This is a genomic window from Paenibacillus sp. LjRoot56, from assembly GCF_964253335.1.
Classification (GTDB): Bacteria; Bacillota; Bacilli; order Paenibacillales; family NBRC-103111; genus Paenibacillus_E; species Paenibacillus_E allorhizoplanae.
In genome coordinates, this window is sequence record NZ_CAXURV020000001.1 from 1,583,954 (window position 1) to 1,606,023 (window position 22,070).

The 22,070-nt window shown below is 47.2% G+C and carries 15 protein-coding genes; all 15 read left to right on the forward strand.

The window, feature by feature from the left end; translation table 11 throughout:
* Positions 1-167 precede the first annotated feature (167 nt).
* The 15 genes from ACSQ8O_RS07070 (at position 168) to ACSQ8O_RS07140 (ending at position 21,868) form a co-directional block, all read left to right on the forward strand.
* Complete coding sequence (locus ACSQ8O_RS07070; protein WP_436240989.1) at positions 168-1,019, forward strand: SDR family NAD(P)-dependent oxidoreductase; 852 nt, start codon at positions 168-170, stop codon at positions 1,017-1,019.
* Positions 1,016-2,026 (forward strand): zinc-dependent alcohol dehydrogenase family protein, encoded by a 1,011-nt coding sequence (locus ACSQ8O_RS07075; protein WP_436240990.1) that lies wholly within the window; start codon positions 1,016-1,018, stop codon positions 2,024-2,026. The genes ACSQ8O_RS07070 and ACSQ8O_RS07075 overlap by 4 nt, the downstream gene beginning before the upstream one ends.
* Positions 2,027-2,057: 31 nt before the next feature.
* Positions 2,058-3,218 carry an SMP-30/gluconolactonase/LRE family protein gene (locus tag ACSQ8O_RS07080; protein ID WP_436240991.1) on the forward strand — a complete coding sequence of 387 codons (1,161 nt, stop codon included), beginning with the start codon at positions 2,058-2,060 and terminating at the stop codon, positions 3,216-3,218.
* Positions 3,219-3,434: 216 nt separating this feature from the next.
* Entirely contained in the window at positions 3,435-3,650 is a 216-nt protein-coding gene (locus ACSQ8O_RS07085) for a GntR family transcriptional regulator (RefSeq protein ID WP_082595190.1), read from the forward strand.
* A gap of 41 nt (positions 3,651-3,691) precedes the next feature.
* Positions 3,692-4,069: a hypothetical protein gene (locus tag ACSQ8O_RS07090; protein ID WP_436240992.1), complete on the forward strand. Its 378-nt coding sequence runs from the start codon at positions 3,692-3,694 to the stop codon at positions 4,067-4,069.
* 54 nt (positions 4,070-4,123) lie between these two features.
* Entirely contained in the window at positions 4,124-4,792 is a 669-nt protein-coding gene (locus ACSQ8O_RS07095) for a hypothetical protein (protein ID WP_436240993.1), read from the forward strand.
* 226 nt (positions 4,793-5,018) lie between these two features.
* Positions 5,019-6,740 carry a histidine kinase gene (locus tag ACSQ8O_RS07100; RefSeq protein ID WP_436240994.1) on the forward strand — a complete coding sequence of 574 codons (1,722 nt, stop codon included), beginning with the start codon at positions 5,019-5,021 and terminating at the stop codon, positions 6,738-6,740.
* Positions 6,737-8,332 carry a response regulator transcription factor gene (locus ACSQ8O_RS07105; RefSeq protein ID WP_436240995.1) on the forward strand — a complete coding sequence of 532 codons (1,596 nt, stop codon included), beginning with the start codon at positions 6,737-6,739 and terminating at the stop codon, positions 8,330-8,332. The genes ACSQ8O_RS07100 and ACSQ8O_RS07105 overlap by 4 nt, the downstream gene beginning before the upstream one ends.
* A gap of 118 nt (positions 8,333-8,450) precedes the next feature.
* Entirely contained in the window at positions 8,451-9,800 is a 1,350-nt protein-coding gene (locus tag ACSQ8O_RS07110; RefSeq protein WP_436240996.1) for an ABC transporter substrate-binding protein, read from the forward strand.
* Between the two features lie 366 nt (positions 9,801-10,166).
* Positions 10,167-11,963, forward strand: coding sequence for a cache domain-containing sensor histidine kinase (locus tag ACSQ8O_RS07115; RefSeq protein ID WP_436240997.1), 1,797 nt, complete (start codon positions 10,167-10,169; stop codon positions 11,961-11,963).
* Positions 11,935-13,371 (forward strand): response regulator transcription factor, encoded by a 1,437-nt coding sequence (locus ACSQ8O_RS07120; RefSeq protein ID WP_436240998.1) that lies wholly within the window; start codon positions 11,935-11,937, stop codon positions 13,369-13,371. The genes ACSQ8O_RS07115 and ACSQ8O_RS07120 overlap by 29 nt, the downstream gene beginning before the upstream one ends.
* Positions 13,372-13,475: 104 nt before the next feature.
* Positions 13,476-14,834 (forward strand): ABC transporter substrate-binding protein, encoded by a 1,359-nt coding sequence (locus ACSQ8O_RS07125; protein ID WP_436240999.1) that lies wholly within the window; start codon positions 13,476-13,478, stop codon positions 14,832-14,834.
* Between the two features lie 102 nt (positions 14,835-14,936).
* Positions 14,937-15,806, forward strand: a complete 870-nt coding sequence (locus ACSQ8O_RS07130; RefSeq protein WP_436241963.1) for a carbohydrate ABC transporter permease — start codon at positions 14,937-14,939, stop codon at positions 15,804-15,806.
* 20 nt (positions 15,807-15,826) lie between these two features.
* Positions 15,827-16,675: a carbohydrate ABC transporter permease gene (locus ACSQ8O_RS07135; RefSeq protein ID WP_436241000.1), complete on the forward strand. Its 849-nt coding sequence runs from the start codon at positions 15,827-15,829 to the stop codon at positions 16,673-16,675.
* Between the two features lie 39 nt (positions 16,676-16,714).
* On the forward strand, positions 16,715-21,868 hold the full coding sequence (locus ACSQ8O_RS07140; protein ID WP_436241001.1) for a sugar-binding protein: 5,154 nt from the start codon (positions 16,715-16,717) through the stop codon (positions 21,866-21,868).
* Positions 21,869-22,070: the final 202 nt, after the last annotated feature.

Sequence of the window (22,070 nt, forward strand, 5' to 3'; positions counted from 1 at the left end):
AGGTTGACTTTCCCAAAAAGGCGGGTTACAATGAATCTCAAATGAAACACTGTTACCAAAAAGGATATGGCGATTCTTGACTTAACTTGGGAATTGGGGATTACTTCTGACTAACAGGTAACATTGTTTCTAAATTATAACGTAGTAACTAAAAGGAGAGTAGAGTTATGACAATTCAAGGGAAATGGGCGCTTGTCACGGGAGCTTCTTCCGGTATTGGAGAGCAATTCGCTAGACAACTGGCCAAACAAGGCAGCCACTTGGTACTCGTGGCTCGATCAACGAGTAAGCTCGAGAGTCTGGCAGATGAGCTTAGAAAGATGTATGGCATCAAAGCCGAGGTTATCTCGATGGATCTTGCGAAAGAGGGCGCACCCAGCGAGTTATATCGGCAATGTGAACTTTTGAAAGTGGATATCGAACTGCTAATCAATAATGCTGGCTTTGCTACACATGGTTTGTTCGAGCAAGTGTCAGGTGAGCGTCAACATGAAGAAGTTATGCTCAATGTCGCTGCTGTTGTAGATATGACGCACTTGTTCTTGCCAAACATGTTGCGCAAAAACTCAGGAGCAGTTATTAATGTGGCTTCAACCGCCGGATTTCAACCGCTTCCCTTTATGGCCGTATATGGGGCGACGAAAGCTTTCGTCCTGTCGTTTACGCAAGCGTTATGGTGGGAAAATCGCGACCGCGGTATCAAATTCTTCGCACTTTGTCCCGGTTCGACGGACACCAGCTTCTTTAATGTTGTAGGAACGGAAGAAGCCTCTGTCGGAAAGAAAGATACACCGGAAAGAGTCGTAGAGGTTGCACTTCGTGCGTTGAAGGAAGGGAAAATATACGTCGTTCCGGGTGTGCAGAATTATATCGGGGCGCAGTTATCGCGATTCATAACACGCAAGCAAGGTCTTCGACTTGTTGGAGGCATGCTTCGTCCACGCGGAGGATCCGGCAATACTAATAATTATAAGAATACAGGTAATCAATCTGATCTTGCAGGGAGGACAATTCGATGAAAGCTATACAACTGACAAACGGCTTCGGCTTTGAGGAATTAAACTTAACGGAACTCGACATACCAACGCCAGGCCCCCGTGAGGTGCTGATCCGCATGAAGGCAGCTTCTCTCAATTACCGGGATCTAGTGATCCTCAGCGGATTAATGCCAATTGAAATCAAATTCCCCTTCATTCCATTATCAGACGGAGCGGGAGAAATTGCAGCCGTTGGCCAAGGAGTAACAAGGTTTCAGGTCGGACACCGAGTAGCGGGTAATTTGCAACAGCGATTTACTGCAGGCAACCCAAGACCGGGGGTATTAGAAGACAGTCTGGGAGGTCCGCTGAACGGAGTAGCGGCGGAGTACGTCGTTCTACATGAAGACGGAATTGTCCATATTCCCGATCACCTCTCTTATGAGGAGGCCGCCACCTTGCCAATCGCGGCATTAACCGCGTGGAGCATGCTAATCGAATACGGTGGTTTGCAAGCGGGGGATACCGTGCTGCTGCAAGGAACAGGCGGGGTTTCTATCTTCGGGCTTCAATTTGCTCTTATGGCTGGAGCACGAGCGATCATCACATCGAGCAGCTACGACAAGCTGGAACGAGCAAAAGCTCTCGGTGCATGGCAAACGATCAATTATTCGGAAGTTCCCGATTGGGATAAAGCAGTGTTAGAACTGACTGGCGGCGTCGATCATGTTCTAGATGTTGGAGGAGCGGCAACGATGGCCAAATCCATAAATGCGCTTCGCATTGGAGGGACCTTGAGTATGGTCGGGTTCTTATCGGGCTTGACCATTCCGGAATATGATGTCACGGGCATCTTGCAGAAAGCCGCAACGGTTCGCGGCAGTCAAGTCGGCAACCGGGATCACTTTGAAAAGATGAATCGAGCGATTGCCCATCATCGTTTACATCCCGTCGTCGACCGTGTATTCCCTCTGGATCGAATTGGCGAAGCATTCGCGCTCTTGGCTGAAGGAAAGCAATATTTCGGAAAAATCGTAGTCCAAATTTAAATCTCGCTTAAAAGACATAGGAGGCACTCTAATGCCAAATACACAAGTTCGTTCCGTTAAATCTCCTGAAGGCGTGAATCGCCCTAAACGCTCACCACGTAAAGTGCGCAGATTGGGGCTATCGCTGCTTGCAGTGCTCCTTCTTGGAGTCATTATTTTCTTGCTTATTCCTTCACCGATCGAACCGGCAAAATGGTCCGCGCCGACGGCCCCCTCTTTTGAGGAAGCGGGCCCTTGGAAACAGAACAACAAACTCAGCTCTGCTCAGCTTGTTACTGATGCCCCTAAATCCCCGGAATTCATTACCTTCGATAAGGAAGGCCAGCTATACACAGGAGATTCAGACGGGAAAATTTACAAGGTTGCTTTTGATGCAGAGGGCAATCCACAAAAGGCCCAAGTGTTTGCAGACACCAAAGGAACGCCTAATGGGCTTATATTCGATGCCAATGGCAATTTGATCGTTACTGATGTCAAGAAGGGACTGCTATCTATAAACCCATCGGGGAGCATAGAGGTATTGGCCAATCAAGTAGACGGCAAGCCGATCTATTTAGCTAACGAGCTTGATATTGCCAAGGATGGTTCGATTTATTTTTCCGACACCTCGAACTATGGCCGTGTGACTTTCAGAGAAATTGCCGAGAACAAACCGCATGGACGTTTGCTGAAGTACGATCCATTGACCAAACAGACGACAGTTCTGTTAGAAGGCCTCTATTTTGCGAACGGGGTTGCCTTGTCTGCGGATGAAGATTTTGTGCTTGTGGCAGAATCATATCATTATCAGTTGACCAGATACTGGCTCAAGGGTTCCAAGAAGGGGACATCTGATATTTTCGCAGACAATCTCGCAGGCTTTCCCGACAATATTACACGTGATGAACAAGGTCATTTCTGGGTCGGGATCTTCACGACTCGTATTTCTTTCGTAGATCAGATGCATCGTAGCCCATGGTTGGCCGGTATTATGGCCAAATTACCGGAGTCGCTGCTAAGCGGTGCAAGCGCACCGGCGAAGCATGGGCTTGCTGTGGAGCTCAATCCGCAAGGGCAGCTTATTGAAAGTTGGCACGATCCTGAAGGCTCACTGTATGGTGTAACTACGGCTGCGAGCGATAACGGATATTTATATATAGGAACAGCACCTGGAGGTAGTCGAGGTGTTCATCGCGTGCTTCTAACCAAATGACTAATGGCCAAGAGCATATAACAAAGGAAGTCAACAAGTGGTACAGTCCGTATCCCAATGGAATACCAAAAACGGTAGAAGAATTCTTTCTACCGTTTTTTATATGATCCTTTATATTTTTGATATTTGATCAAATATCAAAAATGACGTTTACATGCTTAGCTCAGATATGACATTATACCAAATATCAAATGAATACATTTAAGAGGAGAAAAAATGATGAATATAACGCCAGAATCAGCATTAAATGAAACGACTTATTCACGGGTTCGCGATAAATTGCGCCAAGATATTTTATCAGGTGAATTTAAACCTGGCGTAAGCTTGCGGATCGTCGATTTATCCAATCGTTACGGCGTTAGTCAGATGCTGATTCGGGAAGCTTGCAAAAAATCCAAGGAGGTTGAATGGACTTGGTTAAAAAGAAAATAATTAAGTAAATTGTAAGCGCAATCACGGCGTTGAGCCTGGTGTTGCCTATTACAACTTTTTCCACTGATTTTCGAAATATTGCCCATACCAGCATAAATGCTGCGACACCAGCAAGCGGAAAACTATACTACGATGATGTGAAAGCGGAAGCGTCGAACCAATCGCTGGGACCGGTTGTTTTTACGTTGAAAAGCAATAAATTTGCTAGCTGGTGGAATCTGGGGGACCCCGTAGTGTATCAATTGAACGCCGGAGCAGTAGCGAGTTCCGTTAATACCATTATTGGCGGCGCTTACAATTCTGACAATAAATTGGTAGCACAAGTACCTGTATCGAGACAGGCTGGAGCTGGACGCCTCCAGAGCCGGGGTATTACGAAATTGCTTTTGCGTATCAACAGAACGGTTCTACAGAATTAACTGATCTGCCCGTCAAATATACGTATTCACAGACGGATCTTACTACGTTTTCACGTGAGCGATATTACCTTCGAATTCGTCGATGCAGCAGGAAATCATGGAACGGCAACGGCAACTGTTAGCAATATTACAGCAAAAAGTAAAGCTAAACCGGGTACAGTGGTACTATCCGATGACAACGGGTACGATACAGCTCTACAAGACGGTAAGTACAATGTTACGATGAACATGTGGTACGGAGAAAACGGTAGAATTTATAAGCTTTACGAGAATGATGTTTTAATCGATACGAAAATCCTCACTGACAATTCACCAAACGCACAAACGGTAGTAAGCGCAGTTTACGGCAAAAAGAATGGGACCTATCGTTACTTTGCGGAGCTTACTAATGCATTCGGCACAACGACGAGCGGTACGCACGTTGTAACAGTCTCGAAAGCAGCGCCGGATAAACCAGTTCTATCTAACGATAACTGGGATGGTGATGGAAATTTCAAAGTCAGCATGAATATGTGGTGGGGAACCAATGGCGGGACGTACAATTTATATGAGAACGGTATTCTCATCTATACAGAAGTACTGACCAATCATACGCCGAATGCCCAATCATCAGTAATGACCGTGACAAATAGAGCAATAGGAAACTATGAGTATCGAGCTGAGATTGTTAACTATGCGGGAGCCACGTCTAGCGATAAGATGATTGTAAAAGTAACGAAGTAAGCTTGGTATAGGAAAACTAAAAACGGAGAACGCGTAGCGTACGCGGCTCCGTTTTTTTGACCGGTTAATCAATCTGATCTTACATTAAATATAACCATGTATAAACATTAAACAGCACCTAGTTATAAAAGTAATCTGTGAGTTATAATACTACCTATATAAATCATTATGGCAACCGTTCAGTGGACGGTTGCCATTGCACATTGTTTTCGAAGGGGAGAGAGGAATGACAGTAAACAAAAGGCAGTTATTTTTCTCGCTTCGACTCAAGTTTTTACTTGTATTTACGTTGTTTATTGTGATTCCTATTTTATTAATGTTGTATCTTTACTTCGTTCAATCTGACAAAATATTTATGAGACAAATGACAGACACACAAACTCAGGTTCTAAAGCGGGTTACGGATCGAGCCGACGATATGCTGAATCGGACGTTAAATGTTTCGAATTTGCTCATGAACGACTATGATGTTTTGCAATTACTAAGAAGTTCGGGGCAGTCGGATTTAGATGATTATCCAACCTTCCAGAGGGTAATTGGTCTACAGAGCAAGATGGACAACCTGATCTCCTATATTTTGGACAACCATGCTATTGTTGCGGTTTATGGATTTAATGGCAGTATCTATGCGACCAATCAAGATGAAGAGATTCTTAAAGTGATGCCGGATTACGTGAAACAAGCCAAAGAAAAAAATGGTGCTCCTGCTTGGGATGTGAACCCTTCTTTGAAAGTGAAAGGCCTTGAAGGGAACCAAGAAGGGGGCTTTATTACCATGACCCGGTTAATTAAGGGAGAGACGACAAAGGGGTACGGTTTAGTCTTTATCGCATTTCCAATCAAGGAAATGTTTCTGGTTTCCAATGGCTTAGAGGAGGATTCCCCTGCCCAATTCCTGATATCCGATAAAAACCGCCTGCTTTGGGGACAGGATGAATTGTGGAACAAGACTGAATCGGGAGAGGAACGATCCACATTTGCACAAACGTTAAAAGCAACAGGTTGGCAATTGCGATGGATCCCCATGCAAGAACAATGGATGCAGCAGTTGAAGAACGTACGTTCCACAACGACATGGAGTGTCATCGTTTTATTCGCATTCTTTCTTCTCATCTATGTCTTCTTTACCCTTCGTTTGATGAAGCCAATTCGTTCGCTTGTGCAGGCAATGGGTAAAGCATCATCCGGAAATTTCGAAAAGCCTGCGTTGGCGGGAGGAAACGATGAAATTGGGCTGCTGAGCCATCACTTCAACCGTATGCTGTCAAGCTTGAAGGAGATGGTTAAGACGCTTCGAGAAGAGCAGCAGCTTAAAGAGGAAGCAAGATTTCATGCTCTCCAGGCCCAAATTTCGCCCCATTTCTTGTTTAATGCACTCAATTCTATTAAGTGGCTGGCTTTATTCTCGGGTGCCAAAAACGTTGGGGATATGATTACTTCCTTAGGTATTATGCTCAGCTACAGTATGAAGCAGGAGAGCGAAGTTGTCACACTGCGAGATGAGCTTGATTTTATAGAGCACTATTTTTCACTGCAAAAAATTCGGTTTAACGATAATATAGATTTGTTCATTAAGGTCGATGAAAGTTTGTTGTCTGCGCGCATGCTTAAATTCACCCTTCAACCTATTGTGGAAAACAGCATTATCCATGGGAACCGTATGCCTTTAATCATCCTTATTGGGGCTTATCAGGAAGACGGTTTGTTGTTTGTCACGATTTCAGATAATGGTCAAGGGCTGTCTGAGAGAAAGCTTGCAGACGATGCTCTTGAGAAATCCGATCCCATCAGGCAAGGGAAATATAGTGGAATCGGACTTGAAAATGTTCAAAGTCGAATTCGCATGCATTTCGGGGAACCTCATGGGCTATTTATGCACAATGGCATGGATGCCGGCGTGGAGACGGTTATCAAGCTGCCTTGGAACAGGATGGAGGATCCAGCATGACCAAGCTTTTATTAGTGGAAGATGAATTTCTGGTGAGGCTCGGACTCAAGACGTTTATTCCTTGGGAGGAATTCGGTTTTGAACTAATCGGTGAGGCGGTGGATGGAGTAGATGCTCTTTCCATTCTTGCTGAAAAGTCATGTGACCTCTTGATTACGGACATTTCCATGCCGAACATGGATGGAATCTCGCTAATGGAACGGGTGAAGGAACTATATCCGCACATCAAAACTTTAATTTTATCCAATTATAATGATTTCGGGTATGTAAGGCGGGCCTTACAGCTTGGCGCTTCCGACTATATATTGAAGCTGACCATGAGACCGGAAGATCTTCAATCCAAGCTGCAGCAAATGCAAGCGGAAATCGAGAACGAGCGTAAAAAGCAGGAGGAAACATTACAACTGAATCGGACTGCGTTCCAATACCATCAAGAAATAACGATTGAGAAGCAATTGCGTGATCTCATGACCATGCAATACTCGAAGCGGGAAGCGGATGAACTCAAACAGGAATATGAAAGTTTGCTTCCTCCATTTCCTTGGACGGTATCGATGATGAAGATTGATCGATACGAGTCTGTTGTAGATGAGAATCGCTTTCAGAGTGAAAAGTTGCTGCGCTTTTCTGTGATGAATGTACTTCGGGAAATCATGCGCAAATATAAGACAGGACACATTGTGGAAATGGATGGAGGGCGGTTTGGTATGATATCCGGCATGGGGGCCGAGCCGATGCTTGAGGAGATGACGGAATGTATACAACGTTATCTCAAATTGCCTGTCTATTTCGGTACGTATTCCCCTGTTGAACGAGCATACGACCTGCATGAAGCATGTAAGTTTGCTGAAGAAGCGCTTTTGGAGAGATTTTACAATGACTCGAATCGTGTCATCCGCTATAGAGAACAAATGTTCGCTGATCATGCGTTGCCCATTTCGTCACAGGATGAATGGCTCGATTTGATGGCTCGGCAAGACAAAGAAGCGCTTCAGAATGCTGTAAGGAATTTGGCTGACGCCTATTTAGAAAATGGAGTACCCAGACCTTATCCAGATCTAGCAAGAGAACGTTGGCTGCATATTGTGCATCAATTCGAGGTGTTCCTTCAACATAAAGGTGGGGACCTTTACTCGATTGAGCCCTACGAAGGGAAGTATCCTCATCATGTCGTGAGGACATCGGAGTCCATACAAGAAATAAGCGAGTGGTTGATTGGTTGGATTTCCGTCTTCTTCGAGCATTTGCGCGCAAGCACGGTTCATCAGCCTCGACCCGAAATTAGAGCTGTTCAAAGAATGATCGAAGAAAAGTACAGCACTTCCTTTAAAATGTCCGACTTGGCCAAAGAAGTTAATTTTACGGAACCGTATTTAAGCTCCTTATTTAAGAAAGAAACGGGCGAAACGATGATCGATTACATGATCCGTATACGAATGAAGAAAGCCAGGGAACTGCTCAAGGATCCCAATGTTAAAATTTATGAAGTCGCGGACGCGATCGGCTATTCGGACCCTAATTATTTCGCTAAGTTGTTTAAAAAAATTGAAGGCATATACCCGCAAGAATATCGTAAACGCTATATTCACTAAAAGTGGATAAAACAAGACAGGTAAGATCTTAAATGAGTTCATTACGCAGGAATAGTCACTTTGCTATGCTAATGATGTTCCAACGGATGATAACAAGTAAGAGAGGGGTTTTACCTGTATGAAGAAATCGATTTATTCCGCACTATCACTCACAATGGCATTTAGTTTGATGCTTTCCGGCTGTGCAAAAGGCGACAACCAAACAAGCTCATCTCCCACTGCAGCGACTACTGCCAGCTCCGCAGTTCCGAAGAAAGCCGTCAAACTTAAGATGTGGGGCGGCATTCCTGAAGAGAACGGACCCAAGGATGTGGTCACGAAATGGAACAGCACACATCCTGATATCCAAGTGGAATATACACGTTACGTGAACGACGATAGTGGCAACACGAAGCTCGATACGGCTCTTATCAGCAACACCGATGCTCCGGACATTTTTTTCAGTTATGGAGAAACGAATTACAATCGCCGGGCGAACGCGGGGGTCACCTTTCCGTTGGATGATTTGATTAGCAAATATAAGCTTAATGTGGATGATATCATCGGCAAAGATAATGTCGTCCCGTATAAAGGGAAAACGCACTATTTACCGGCTATGAAGCTATTATCTTCCGTTATGATTAATCAAACGGCCTTGGAGAAAGCGGGAGAGAAGATTCCGGCTCAAGGATGGACATGGGATGACTACATGGCGCTTGCCGAGAAGCTGCATACACCTGACCAGAAGGGCAGCTTTATCAAGGTTCCAGATGATAATATGGTGCGTTTTGCCATTCTTGAGAATAAGCCGGTAGATTCCTATTATACTGCGGATGGATTGTCCACCTTCGACAGTCCTGCCGTTAAGAAGGGCTTGGAATATCAAAAAGCGCTGCAGGACAAAGGATTATCGGTTAAGTGGCCGGAAATAATCGCCAACAAACTGCTTCCTCCAAATGAGCTTCTGACCGGTAAAGCGGCGATGATCTTCGGAGGGACACATCTGCTAAGGAATGTGAAAGATACGAAAAGCTTCCCGCATGAGTTCAAAACCATTTTTGCACCGGTACCTCAGTTGGAGAAAGGCGGCAAAGTGAATACGGCAGGCTTCAACGACTTTATGTCGATAAACAATACGTCCTCGAACAAAGACGAAGCCTTTCAATTTATCTCGTGGTACCTAACCGAAGGGAATCTTCTCATGATTCCGGGTGGACGTTTGCCATCTTCCAAGAAAATCGATGTGGATAAAGTGGCTGAGCTTATGGTCGGAGATGCAGCAAACCTGATTAATGTGGATTCTCTGAAATCTCTAATCAAGGGCGATTATACGTTCCCGGTTCAAACGATTTCCACCGCTTTACCGGAAATGACCAAAATTATTAATGAAGAAACAGAGAAATATGTCATGGGTGTGCAGCCTTTGGACAAAGCCATTCAGAATATGAAGACAAGAGCAGATCAAGCGATTAAGGCTGAAAAAAAATAACGGTTGCAGGGACCTGGCGGACTTCAATTTGAAGTCTGCTAGGTCTTTTTCTAAGTCAGAACGTAATACGTCGATGCAGAATCTCCTTGAACGGAAATAACGGCTATGTGAGGTATGCTCCAACTCCTAAGAATTGTTATATGAATGTACAAGTTTTGAATCTACTGGCACCGTCTCTTCGTGTGATACAGTTAAATTCAATAACCCAAAACCGGTAGTGGTTATGGGCAAAGCGCCTCTTGCACATGACAGAGGCTTTTTTGCTTATTCGAGAAATTCGGCGAATCTTTCGGAGAACGTATACATGCCTCCGTCATGTTTTGTATATTGAAGACATCCGACTACGTTTGGGAGTGAATCACTACGATGAAAATTTGGCGCCTCTTGCTACCGAACACCTTGAAGATTAGGCTTATCATGGCTTACATTACCCTCCTGATGGTTCCTTTGTGCTTCGCTATTTTTTATTTGTTTCAGCATTTCGAATCCATTCGCCAGAAGGACATGATAGACCAAATGTCCGAGCGTATGCAGCAGGTTCATTTGTCCTTGACGGATATGATGGCATTCGCCTATAAGGCGAACATTATGCTGAGCCAGGATGAGAGTCTGATCCAGATTATGGACAATCCGGATAAGTATGATCCCCTTGAGCGAAAGAAAGTGATTGAAAGCAAAATGTTCGGAATCAACAACAGCTTTTTCTTCCACCAGACTGAGCTGTATTTTAGATTCATTGACCGTAAGGGCAATGTATACACCTCCTATGCTCCCAACGGCAAGTTGTCCAATGGGCTGAAAGAAATGCAAGATTGGCAGAATAAACTGGATAGCGGATCTCATCCATACCGCTGGGTGGCGGATGATTGGAATGATGTGAATGGTAGCCAAGGGAGCAAGCTTCTGAGCCTGTATACCATTCTGGATGACCAGCTACGAGGAAATTATGGACTAGCGCGCATCAGCATCAACATTCAAGAATGGTTCCGCAGTACGTTAAAGGATAGTCCGGCAAACAAGGATTTGACCATCTTTTCCGGCCAAGGTGAGATCGTTCTGCAAAGCAAGGAAACGGCTTTCAGCAACGTTATGATGCAAAGGATCATGTCTGCACAGGCGAAAGAAGGACATTTCGAGGACGAACGCGCCTTGTCTCTTGTCAATTACAGCTATCTGGAGGAATTGGACTGGTATGTGGTCAGTCAAATGCCATTAAGCGAGCTGCAGCAGGAGATCCAGCGGTTAAGGCTGATCGCTTTCCTCTTTCTGACGATTCTGGTCATCGCCTTCGTGCTTGTTACCATCTTCCTGTCGGCTCGCATGACGGGGCCGCTGTATGTCCTGGAGCGGAGCATGGAGGAAGCATCGGACAAGAAGCTGAATGTCAAAATATCCGTCGGCAAGGGTGCAACGGACGAGGTGCGCTCCCTTGGCGAAAGCTTCAACCGGATGATTGATGATGTCGTCGTACTTATAAACAAGCTTAAGCTGGAGGAGCGGCAAAAGCAGGCGGTTCGATTCCAAATGCTGCTCTCCCAAATGAACCCGCATTTTCTGTTGAACACCTTGAACACGGTCAAATGGATGGCCAGAAAAGAAAAACAGGAAGCGATCGCGGGCATCTGTACCTCTTTGGGGTTCATTCTAGAGGCAAGCCTCAGCTCGGAAATTGAGCTGGTCACCCTTAAAGAAGAAATAAAACTATTGCGCTCCTACGAATCCATACAGGCGTTTCGCTTCAGGGATCATTTCACCATCCTTTATGAAATGGATGATTCGGTTCAATACGCTCTGGTTCCCAGGTTTAGTCTTCAGCCTCTGGTGGAGAACTCCATCGTCCATGGCTTTGACGCAGCCAAAGGCTGCTGCACCATCTGGGTCAGGGCCAAGGCGGAGGGAAGCGAACTTATTCTGGAGGTGGAAGATAACGGCATCGGCATGGAAGAGGCTGCCCGCAGGCCGGTAAGGCGAAGCGGACACGGGATCGGACTAAGCAATCTGAAAGAGAGGCTGCAGTTGCTTTTTAAGCGGGAGGGTGCCATAGAATTTGTATCCGGCGCGGAAGGGACCCTGGTCCGGGTCCAGTTGCCTTTGCTGATTGCGACACCTTATTCACAGGAAGGAGATAGTGGGCATGTGGACGGTTTTGCTGGTGGAAGATGAAGGTTTCGTCCGGGAGGCCATCCGGGAAACGGTGGACTGGGAACGCCACGGCTTTTGTGTTGCAGGTGAGGCGGGTAACGGAAGGGAGGCTTTGGCGGCTATCCTGGAGTTTAGGCCCGATGTCGTGATTACTGATATTGTCATGCCGGGCATGGACGGGATTGAACTGCTGAAGGAAACGCGGAAGGCGGGAATCCGCAGCCGGTTTATTATGCTGACGGCCATGAGCCACTTTGATTACGCTCGGGACGCCCTTCAATACGGCGCCTTCAATTATCTATTAAAGCTGTCTTTAAATGATGATGTTCTGTTGGAAAACCTGGCGCGGATCAAGGGGGAATTGCTTGAAGAGCTTCGAGATGCGGGAGAGGCGCTTTATCCTCTTTATCACCGCACCTGGTCGGGCATCCGGGGAACAGGCGCATCGGCTCATGAGGATCAGGCCGGAACGGCTGCGGCAGCGGAGAAATTCCGTAGTCTGAGGCTTGATATTATTGCCGTGCTGAGTGGAGCCGTTCCCGCTGCCGCGGATCAGTCGGGTATCCGGACGGAAGCGTATCTGTTGGTCCAATCCTTCTATGAAGGGGGACAGACAACCTTCTTTTGCTGGAGCTTTCAGAAGAAGGCAGACTATGCCCGTTGGAACAAGCCGAACTGTCCGGCTGGACTGGCAGCCGGCAGCAGTCTGGCCCGTCTGTCCCAGGATTGGCGCTCTGCGCTGAATCAGTTGAATGGCGATTGGTACGGCCGTGAGGCAAGCCTGATGAAGGAGCGGAATGAGATGCCGCCAATCGCGGAGCTGGAAGCCGAGCTGATCCGCTTCTTTGAAGAACGCAATGAAACCAAATGCGCCGAGGTGGCAACCCATATATGGGAGTGCATGGAAGCCTCGTCGTTCTCCCATTTGGAAGTGAAAATGCTGGCGTCCCATCTTCTTCATATCCTGGCGATGCTGGCTGGACGAAAATCGGAGGATCGCGAGGGAATCAACTCGGCTTTAAGCCATGAATCGCTATTGGCGCATGTACTGCAAACCATTCGGGAGTTTATCCGGAACCTGAATGAGGAACGGGTCAGCTTTACGGACCATCCCGTGGTGAACCGGGTGATTCAATATATGCTGGAGCATTACAAGGAAAATATCAAGGTTACGGATTTAGCCAAGCTGGTAGCCATCAATGTGGACTATTTAAGCACCGTGTTCGGCAAAAAAACCGGATTGACGCCTATCGCCTATTTGCAAAACATCCGGATCGAACAGGCGAAACGATTGCTCCTGCATGCCAAGCTGAGTGTGGAGGAGATCGCCTTTCAAACAGGCTTTGCCGACGATGCATACTTCATCAAGGTATTCAAGCGTTTGGTTGGACAAACGCCAAGCTCCTTCAGGCGGGAGAACAATATCTAAGTTTTGTACAATCAACCTACAAGTTTCAACTCTAAGAAGATAAGGTGCAGATTGATATAGTTGGGAAGAATCAAACATTAGATTGCAGGGAGGTTACAGGTAAGATGAGTAACAGAAAATGGATGAGAGCAGGGATGGCAGCGCTGATAGCTATACCCTTGGCGCTTACCGGCTGCGGTGCACAGGGTGGCAGCAACCAAGCGGAGGGAACGGCTTCCCCTTCCGCAGGCTCGAGCACGGCGCCTAGCGCCGTGCCAAATAAGAATCCGATCAAACTTACGATGTGGGGAGGCGTGCCGCCCGAGAATGGTCCTCAAGCTGTTGTGGACAACTGGAATAAGTTAAATCCGGATATCCAGGTGGAGTATGTTAGGTTCGTCAATGACGATGCGGGAAATCTAAAGCTGGATACGGCCCTTATTTCCAGCCAGCCCGTGGACATGTACATGAGCTATGATTTCAGCCTCTACGAGAAGCGAATCAAAGCGGGCAACGCACTTGATCTGAGCAAGTTCACCGACTTCAATGTGGACCAAAAAATGGGTATAGGCGCCTCCTTGTGGAAGGTAGACAATAAGTATTACGGCGTTCCCACCCAGAAGGGCATGTCCTTTGTCTGGTTGAACAAGGACATGCTGGATGCCAAGGGTCTTAAGGTTCCCACGGACTGGGGGATGGACGAATTCAGGGATTATGCCAACAAGCTGAAGGGAGATAAGGTGTGGGGAGCGGCGCAATCTGATTATTACTTCAATGTGCCCATCAATGGCTCCATGCTGAAGGGAAGTCTGTTGTTGACGAAACCGGACGGCACGTCGGCTTTCGATAATCCGCTGACGGTCAAGGACCTTCAGGTGTATTCGGACATGATGTTCAAAGACAAGAGCATTATGCCCCATACGGAGCAGATCACCTCGAAGCCGGCCCTGGACCAGATGTTTGTGAAGGGGGAAACGGCGATGCTCTTCTCCACTAACCAGATTTTCAGGACCACCAACAATGTGAAGGATTATCCCCGCACCTTCAAGGTGGCTGCAGCGCCGGCTCCCAAGGTAAACAAGGATCAGACCGATTACATCAATGCCGGTGGATTGGGCGATGTGCTCTCCATCAATCCCCGCACCAAGAATCCGGAAGCAGCCTGGAAATTTATCAAGTGGTATTCGGATACTGGGATGCTGCCGATGGCGGCAGGCGGAAGAGTGCCATCCTCCAAGGACTTCCCCGTTGATGAGGCTATCGCTCTAATGTTCAAGGGCGTGGAGAATACCTATGACATTGATTCCATCAAGCGGGTTATGTTCGGCAGCCTTCCGCTCGGATTAAGCCGTTTGGACAAGAAAACGGGAATCGAGCAGCAGGTCATCTATGACAAGGTTTTCACTCAGAAGCTGAATCCCGAAGAAGGTGCGAAGGAACTGGCCCGGGTGCATAACGAGAACTTACAAGCGGCCAAAAAATAGGAAATGGGAAAGCTAAAGGAGAAGTAGGGATCAACGGTGCCGGTCTTCTCCTTTGGCGTAAACCCATATTAGAGAGAAAGGTGGTGGCCGATCGTGAACTGGATGAAAAGACAGAGGTTGCTTGGCTATGTATTCATCGCCCCTAATCTTATCGGAATGATGATTTTCATGCTGATTCCAGCCCTGTTTTCCTTTTATTTGATGTTTACAGATTGGGTATTCGCTAGCGGGGAATCCCCGCATTTTATCGGATTGGATAATTTCAAGATGATGGTGAGAGACGATTTGTTTGCTGTATCGGTCAAAAACACGCTATTGGTGTTAATTCCTGTACCGATTTCGATTATGCTGGGTTTTCTGATCGCAGTTATGTTAAACAATCGCGTCTATCTCCAGAAGACGCTGCGAGCCTTCTTCTTCGCCCCTTATTTTACCAGTGGCATCGCAATTGCGTTCGTCTGGATGGTGCTGTTCCAGCCTGCAAACGGTCCCATTAATGCCTTCTTAAGATCCGTCGGTATAGCGGAGCCTCCCAAATGGTTTGCTTCACCCGATACGGCCATGTATGCGGTGCTCGTCATGATGATCGCAGGTGGCATCGGTTACAACATGATTATTTATTTGGCTGCCTTGCAGGAAATATCCTCGGAGCAGTTGGAAGCTGCCAAGATGGACGGAGCGACGTTTGGGCAGTTGCTGCGTCTTATTATTTTACCATTGGTCAGCCCGACGACATTTTTTCTGATGATTACTGGCTGTATCGGCTCCATCAAAGGCTTTGGCATGATCTATGCCATTACTCAGGGAGGGCCCGCCAACAGTACGACGGTATTCTCCATTTTCGCCTACAAGAAAGCATTCAACTTTTATGAAATGGGGTATGCGTCCGCCGTTTCGTGGAGCATGTTTCTGCTTATCCTATTCATTACACTTATTCAGTGGGCAGGTCAGAAAAAATGGGTCCATTATTAGGGAAGGGGGAAAGACGCAACATGAATGCAAGAAGTACCAGAATGATCAAGGAGCGGCTGGGCAAAGGCTTGAATACCATCATCATGGCACTCGTCAGCCTACTTTTGCTGTTGCCCATGATCTGGATGATCAGCACTTCGTTTAAGAAACCTAAGGATGTCTTCACCTACCCCATTCAGTGGATTCCATTTGACCCGGTGTTGATCAACCACATCAAGGTCTGGACATCCGGAGACGGATTTGCCCTCTTTTATCTGAACTCTCTGAAGATATCCGTGTTTCTGATGATTGGAGCGCCTCTGCTCGCCGCACTGGCCGCATATGGATTCAGCCGCATTGAGTTCAAGGGCAGGAACGCCATTTTCCTGCTGTACCTGTGTCTGATGATGATACCGCAGCAAGTGCTGTTTGTCCCAAAATTCATCATGTTTGAGTGGATGCATATTTACAATACCCATTGGGCGCTGATTCTCCCGGGCTTGTTTACGGTATTCGGCGTATTTATGATCCGGCAATTTTTTATGAGCATTCCGCATGAAATATCCGAAGCGGCCTTCATTGACGGGGCGGGGCATTTCCGGATTTTCGTGCAATTGTTCCTGCCACTCTCCAAACCCGTATTGGCCACCTTCGCGATCATTGATTTTACATGGACGTGGAACGATTATGAGAATGCGCTGATTTTCCTGCTGGACAAGAAGCTTTACACGGTTCCGCTTGGCATGCAGAACTTCATGCTGGAAGCGGGTGTAGACTACAACTTGATGATGGCTGCCGCCACAGCAGGCGTCGTGCCGCTGCTCATCGTATTTTTCTTAGGTCAGAAGTATATTATTCAAGGCTTTTCAAGCTCGGCAGTCAAGGGATAATAGCGGTTACAAAATAGAATAAGGAGGAATGAACGGCGTATGATTAAAAAGTTGGGTGTAATCCTTCTGGCAATTTGTTTGTCTGGCATTTGGAACGGCGTTGGTCAATTAAACGCGGACCGAGTGTATGCAGCTGAAGAAACGGAATCTGTACAAGAAGTGACCGTGAATGCGGAACAACCCGTTCTTGCAGCAGCGGATTTTAACTACTTAATCAGTGATTTCGAGCAAGGAAAGGATGAATGGATTTTTAGTCTCGGCGATACGCCTGCCGTAAAGGGAAGCCTCAATGTAATCGAATCGGTTTATAGTTACCAAGGGAGCCATACGGGGCAATTACTAGCAGATTTCAGTCAAAGGCCTACGGGTTCGCCGTATGTGTTAATAAAAAAAGATTTGGAAGACCTAGACATTACCCAATTTGCGTTCTGGGTCAAAACCTCGGATCTGAAGTCAGTGCGCATACGAACAACAGATTCGACGGGACAGACGTTCCAGCAGCGCATTACTTTGCAAGACAAATCCGATTGGCAGCAGGTAGTCGTCAGTCAAATGGGATCGAAGTCGTTTACGTATTGGAACGGCGCCAACGACGGGATATGGCATAAACCGGCCAAAAACATATCGATATTCTTCGATCGCTTTGACATTAAGAATGGCGCGTTAACTGCTGCGGTGCTGGTAGACAAGATTACGGCTCAAGTAACGGTTCCGCCGAAGGATTTTGATCATATAATTAGTGACTTTGAGCAAGAAAATGATGAATGGCTCTTTAGCTTCGGTGATACGCCTGCCGTCAAGAGCAGCTACAAGGTGATCGAATCACCTGAGAGCTATAAAGGGAACTATACGGGGCAAATACTAGCAGATTTCAGCAAAAGCCCTACAGGTTCGCCATATGCGTCCATGAAAAAAAGGGTGGATGACCTGGACATTGAACAACTTGCGTTCTGGGTCAAAACCTCGGATCTGAAGTCAGTGCGCATACGAACAACAGATTCGACGGGGCAGACGTTCGAGCAGCGAATTACCTTGCAAGATACATCCAATTGGCAGCAAGTAGTACTCAGTCAGATGGGATCGAAGTCGTTTACGCATTGGAACGGCGCCAACGATGGGATTTGGCACGAGCCGGCTGGAGCCATTACTATACTCTTCGATCGTTTTGATATTAAGAATGGCGCGTTAACGGCTTCTATTCTGGTTGATCAGATTACGGCTCAGCTCGGCGGCTGGCTGCCGGAGCTGAAAATTCAACAAACCGTGCTTGGCAATATTTTCTTGGATCATGAGCCGAATGCTTTTATCGTAAGATCAGGCAGGCCGATAATAAATTGGACCGCTTATGATATTTATGGGGCGCGAGTCGCTTCGGGAAGCGAGAGGACGAACGCCGGGGAGGCCCGGATAACGGTGCCTTTCACCAAATTGGGCTATTTTACGCTGGAGGTTTCTGCTGAGCAGCCTGGTAGTGGACCGCTAGTCCGAAAAACAGCTTACGCGGTCATTTCTTCCGCTTTGCCGACCGGTAATGGCAACTCGCCATTTGGCGTCAGTACTCATATGGGCTGGACTGCCTCTGGATGGAGTAAAGAGCTGAGCAAGCTTGTCCGATATATGGGCGCATCTTATGTCAGGGATGGCATAGAATGGTCCAGCATTGAGAAGGAAAAGGGCCTCTATACCTTTGCTCCTACACCGGATGACTATATGAAGAAGCTTGCGGAGAATGATATTAAGGTACTCTTAGTGGCGGCGTTCAATAATCCGTTCTATGATAACAACGGCACGCCCTACACGGATGCGGGAAGAAGGGGGCTTGCCGAATACGCCAAGGCATATGTGGGGCGTTACAAAGATCAACTTATCGGGTTCAACGTCTACAATGAATTCAATGGCGGTTTTGGCAAGAGGGGCAACAGTCCTGCCAATTCACAGCCGGACTATTACTTCAAACTGATGAAGGAGACCTATAATGTAGTCAAGCCGGCATACCCCGATGTGCCTGTTGTCGGCATCGTTTCAGGGGGTGTCGACTTGAACTGGATTGAAGGTGTACTGAAGGGTGTGGGAGAAGGCGAGGACAAAAATGCCGGTCTGAAATATCTGGATGCGGTGTCCGTACAGACCTATATGGATCCGAGCGCTCCTGACGAAGTATTCACAAAACTGGAAGACCTGAAAACCTTGATTAAGAAATACAATGACGGCAATCTTGTGCCGATCTGGGTGACGGAATTCGGTTCGCCGACACATCAATCCACCAAAGGAGTCGATGAGAAGACGCAGGCCAATTATTTGCCACGCGGATTTGTTAAGGGACTGGAACTCGGACTTGAACGGATGAACTGGTATGATTTCATGAATGACGGACTTAAAGCTGATTATAATGAAGACAATTTCGGTTTGGTCCGGCATAGGGATGACCGGATGGGGGCTTATACACCAAAGCCTGCCTATGCGAGCTATGCTGCAATGAGCAGGCAGTTGGACGGCGCAGCATTCGAGAGGATCGAGCAATTCGGCGGACCGATTAAAAGTAATTTGTTCACAAAAGCCGGCGAAGCTCTCAGAGTCGTCTGGGCGCTGGAGGAAACCCAAGCCGTGATTGAAACGGGCAACATGTTGGAAGTTACGGATTTTATGGGGAACACAGAAGTTTACACACCGCATAATGGCAAGATCTATATGACGCTGACAGGAGAACCTGTTTATATAAAAGGAGTCATAAGCCGGATCGTGAAGGAAGACACTTTTGCTGTCTTCGGGGAGCAAGGGGCAGTAGGCGATCCGCATATGTTCACATTAACAGTGAAAAACGAGACTGGGCCTCAGCTCGCTATAACAGCGCAGATGGAGGAAAGCAGCTATCCAATTGTAGCTATGCAAGGGCAAATGACAGCGCTTTCCCTTACTGTCAGCGAGACGCGGGAAGGTTTCCGCTCGGTAGCGATTCACTTGTTGGACGAAGCAGGTAACAAAATAGGCAAGCTACAGCATGAAGTTGATACGGGTATGCCACACAAGGTTACTGTCAGACCTGTGATGCAGCAGACTGAAGAGCCATACAGCCAAATGCTGAATGTGGATGTAGAAAACTTTAGAAAGGCCGCAGGTCTTACTGTTAACCGTATAACCTGGCGGATTGGTGGACAGTCTGGCCAAGAGCTAGTCAACACGAACGTGCTCCCGGGCAGTAAACAGCAATTCAGCATTCCACTTAGCTCGATCGCTCTTGGAGGGGATCAGCCGACATCCATACGTGTCGAGTTTGCGGAGCAGGAGCCATATGTTTATGAAGGAAATCTCAGTTTTAATCCGGTCTACCGGGGGACGATTGCGGTCAATGACCATTTAGAGCCGGAAATTGACGCTTTAGCGCCTACCATCGATTTGTCACAGGGCAAGTCTGTCTTACTCTCCGGTCATAGTGGCAAGATTGAAGTGAGCGGGCAAGCCTGGCTCCACTATGATCAGGATCATTTGTACCTGACTGCAAAAGTAAAGGACGATGTTCATGCGGCAGCGGCCTCCGGGGCTAATATATGGAATAATGACGGCATTCAGTTTGCCTTGTCACCTGGAATTCCTGGCGAAAGCCTGGGATGGTATGAGTATGGTGTATCGGATACGCCTAATGGTCCGCAAATATATCGCTGGACGACGATGGGGGGATTGCCGGCAGGGCCGGTGCATAATGGTGAAGCAGCGGTAACAAGGGATGAGGAGCAGAAGCTGACGATCTATAAGCTTGCTCTGCCTTGGTCGGAGCTGACGCCGATTCAGCCCCAGAGCGGAGACGTTATGAGCTTCTCGCTGCTTGTGAATGAGAATGACGGCAACGGAAGAAAAGGTTGGATGGAATGGGGCTCCGGAATTGGCAATGAGAAGAGGCCAAGTCTGTTCCGTTCCATGCAATGGATAATACCGACCTATAAGCCTTTGATCCAGATCGATGACATTACGGAAGGTGAAGTGTATACGGATAAAGTGACGCCTGCCGTACGTCTTCTAGATGAGTCGGGGGACTGGACGATTACGCGAATGGAATTGGATGGAGAAGCGTGGACAACGGGATCTGCCGTGACGGAGAAAGGAAATCACTCATTTAGCGTGTGGGCCGAGAGCGCTTACGGCCAACAAATGAGCGAAACCGTTTCGTTTCAGCTGTTTCATAGCACGGCTGTCGAAGTAAGAGACAGCTCGGGAGCATACGGTAATGAAGTTCTGTTGGAAGCTGAACTAAAGGATGCGAGCAGTCAATCGGTAGCCGGTGGACAGGTCAAATTCGAAGTGAATGGCCTTCCTGCTGGAATGGCGCTTACGGATGTGAATGGCAAAGCTTCATTGCCGTACACAATCGAAATCGGAGCAACCGCCGAGACGGATAGCCGTTTGATTGAAGTAAAGGCGATTTATGCAGGAAATGAAGAGGCCTATATCAGGGGAACCGAAGCAAACGGCATACTGACCGTAACGAAAGATGAGGTGGCTATTCAATATACGGGCATCCTTGCGGCCCGCACAGATGAGAACCTTGTATTGTCGGCACATGTTATGCGCGTCGGAGAAGGACATGGGTCGGTGAAAGGACTTCCGGTCGAATTCGTTCTTTCGGCGATAAATCCGGATGGTACGGCAACGCCTTTAAATGCAAGCGTTGTTCAGCAAGTATATATGACGGATGCGGTCGGGAACGTATTCCTTGGCGTCGATCTGCCCGCCGGTTTATACAAGGTGAGGACGAAATTATTGGCTAACGATTATTACAAGGCTTCTGAAAAGGTTTCTCACTTGGCCGTTTACGATCCCGAAGCGGGTTCGATTGAACTAAATGGACATTTTGATTTAACCGGCAATTCTTCCTTCCTAGGGAATAAAGCGAAGAAAGCACACCTGAACCTTGAATCGAATCATGTCCGCATTCATGCTGAACCTCAGGGTATTGACTGGACCTTCGATACGTTAGATTGGGTGATTACGGCAGAAGACAGGGCTTACTTGCAGGGCTCGGAGAGCTCAAACGGCCAGACGTATACCGTTCGTATGATGTTCCGAACGACGCCGGACAGCCATGGGAAGGCCACCGTATCGATGCTAATCTGGAATGGAAGCGACACGACCGCAGACCCTGTGTTTCAAGTTATCGGCGCCGATCTGAAGGGAAGTTATCAGATCAAGCTTACCCGTTAATAAGAAGAGGGACCAAAAGAAATCCGGTTGTCATCTGCAGAGGCAGATGACAGCCGGATTTCTTTTTTTGTTTGCTCATATTTTTTTTAATTTGTTTACCTACATCTTAAAATCAACGCTGTAACAACCTAAATCACGCCATTCCACTCTGATTCGCTACTGTTTATGATACGGGTATGGGTTGAATATAGCTAAATGAGGT

Bases quoted from the DNA above. Each gene is read 5' to 3' on its own strand.
- ACSQ8O_RS07070 (WP_436240989.1), top strand. From the start codon at position 168: ATGACAATTCAAGGGAAATGGGCGCTTGTCACGGGAGCTTCTTCCGGT.
- ACSQ8O_RS07075 (WP_436240990.1), top strand. From the start codon at position 1,016: ATGAAAGCTATACAACTGACAAACGGCTTCGGCTTTGAGGAATTAAAC.
- ACSQ8O_RS07080 (WP_436240991.1), top strand. From the start codon at position 2,058: ATGCCAAATACACAAGTTCGTTCCGTTAAATCTCCTGAAGGCGTGAAT.
- ACSQ8O_RS07085 (WP_082595190.1), top strand. From the start codon at position 3,435: ATGATGAATATAACGCCAGAATCAGCATTAAATGAAACGACTTATTCA.
- ACSQ8O_RS07100 (WP_436240994.1), top strand. From the start codon at position 5,019: ATGACAGTAAACAAAAGGCAGTTATTTTTCTCGCTTCGACTCAAGTTT.
- ACSQ8O_RS07105 (WP_436240995.1), top strand. From the start codon at position 6,737: ATGACCAAGCTTTTATTAGTGGAAGATGAATTTCTGGTGAGGCTCGGA.
- ACSQ8O_RS07110 (WP_436240996.1), top strand. From the start codon at position 8,451: ATGAAGAAATCGATTTATTCCGCACTATCACTCACAATGGCATTTAGT.
- ACSQ8O_RS07115 (WP_436240997.1), top strand. From the start codon at position 10,167: ATGAAAATTTGGCGCCTCTTGCTACCGAACACCTTGAAGATTAGGCTT.
- ACSQ8O_RS07120 (WP_436240998.1), top strand. From the start codon at position 11,935: ATGTGGACGGTTTTGCTGGTGGAAGATGAAGGTTTCGTCCGGGAGGCC.
- ACSQ8O_RS07125 (WP_436240999.1), top strand. From the start codon at position 13,476: ATGAGTAACAGAAAATGGATGAGAGCAGGGATGGCAGCGCTGATAGCT.
- ACSQ8O_RS07130 (WP_436241963.1), top strand. From the start codon at position 14,937: ATGAAAAGACAGAGGTTGCTTGGCTATGTATTCATCGCCCCTAATCTT.
- ACSQ8O_RS07135 (WP_436241000.1), top strand. From the start codon at position 15,827: ATGAATGCAAGAAGTACCAGAATGATCAAGGAGCGGCTGGGCAAAGGC.
- ACSQ8O_RS07140 (WP_436241001.1), top strand. From the start codon at position 16,715: ATGATTAAAAAGTTGGGTGTAATCCTTCTGGCAATTTGTTTGTCTGGC.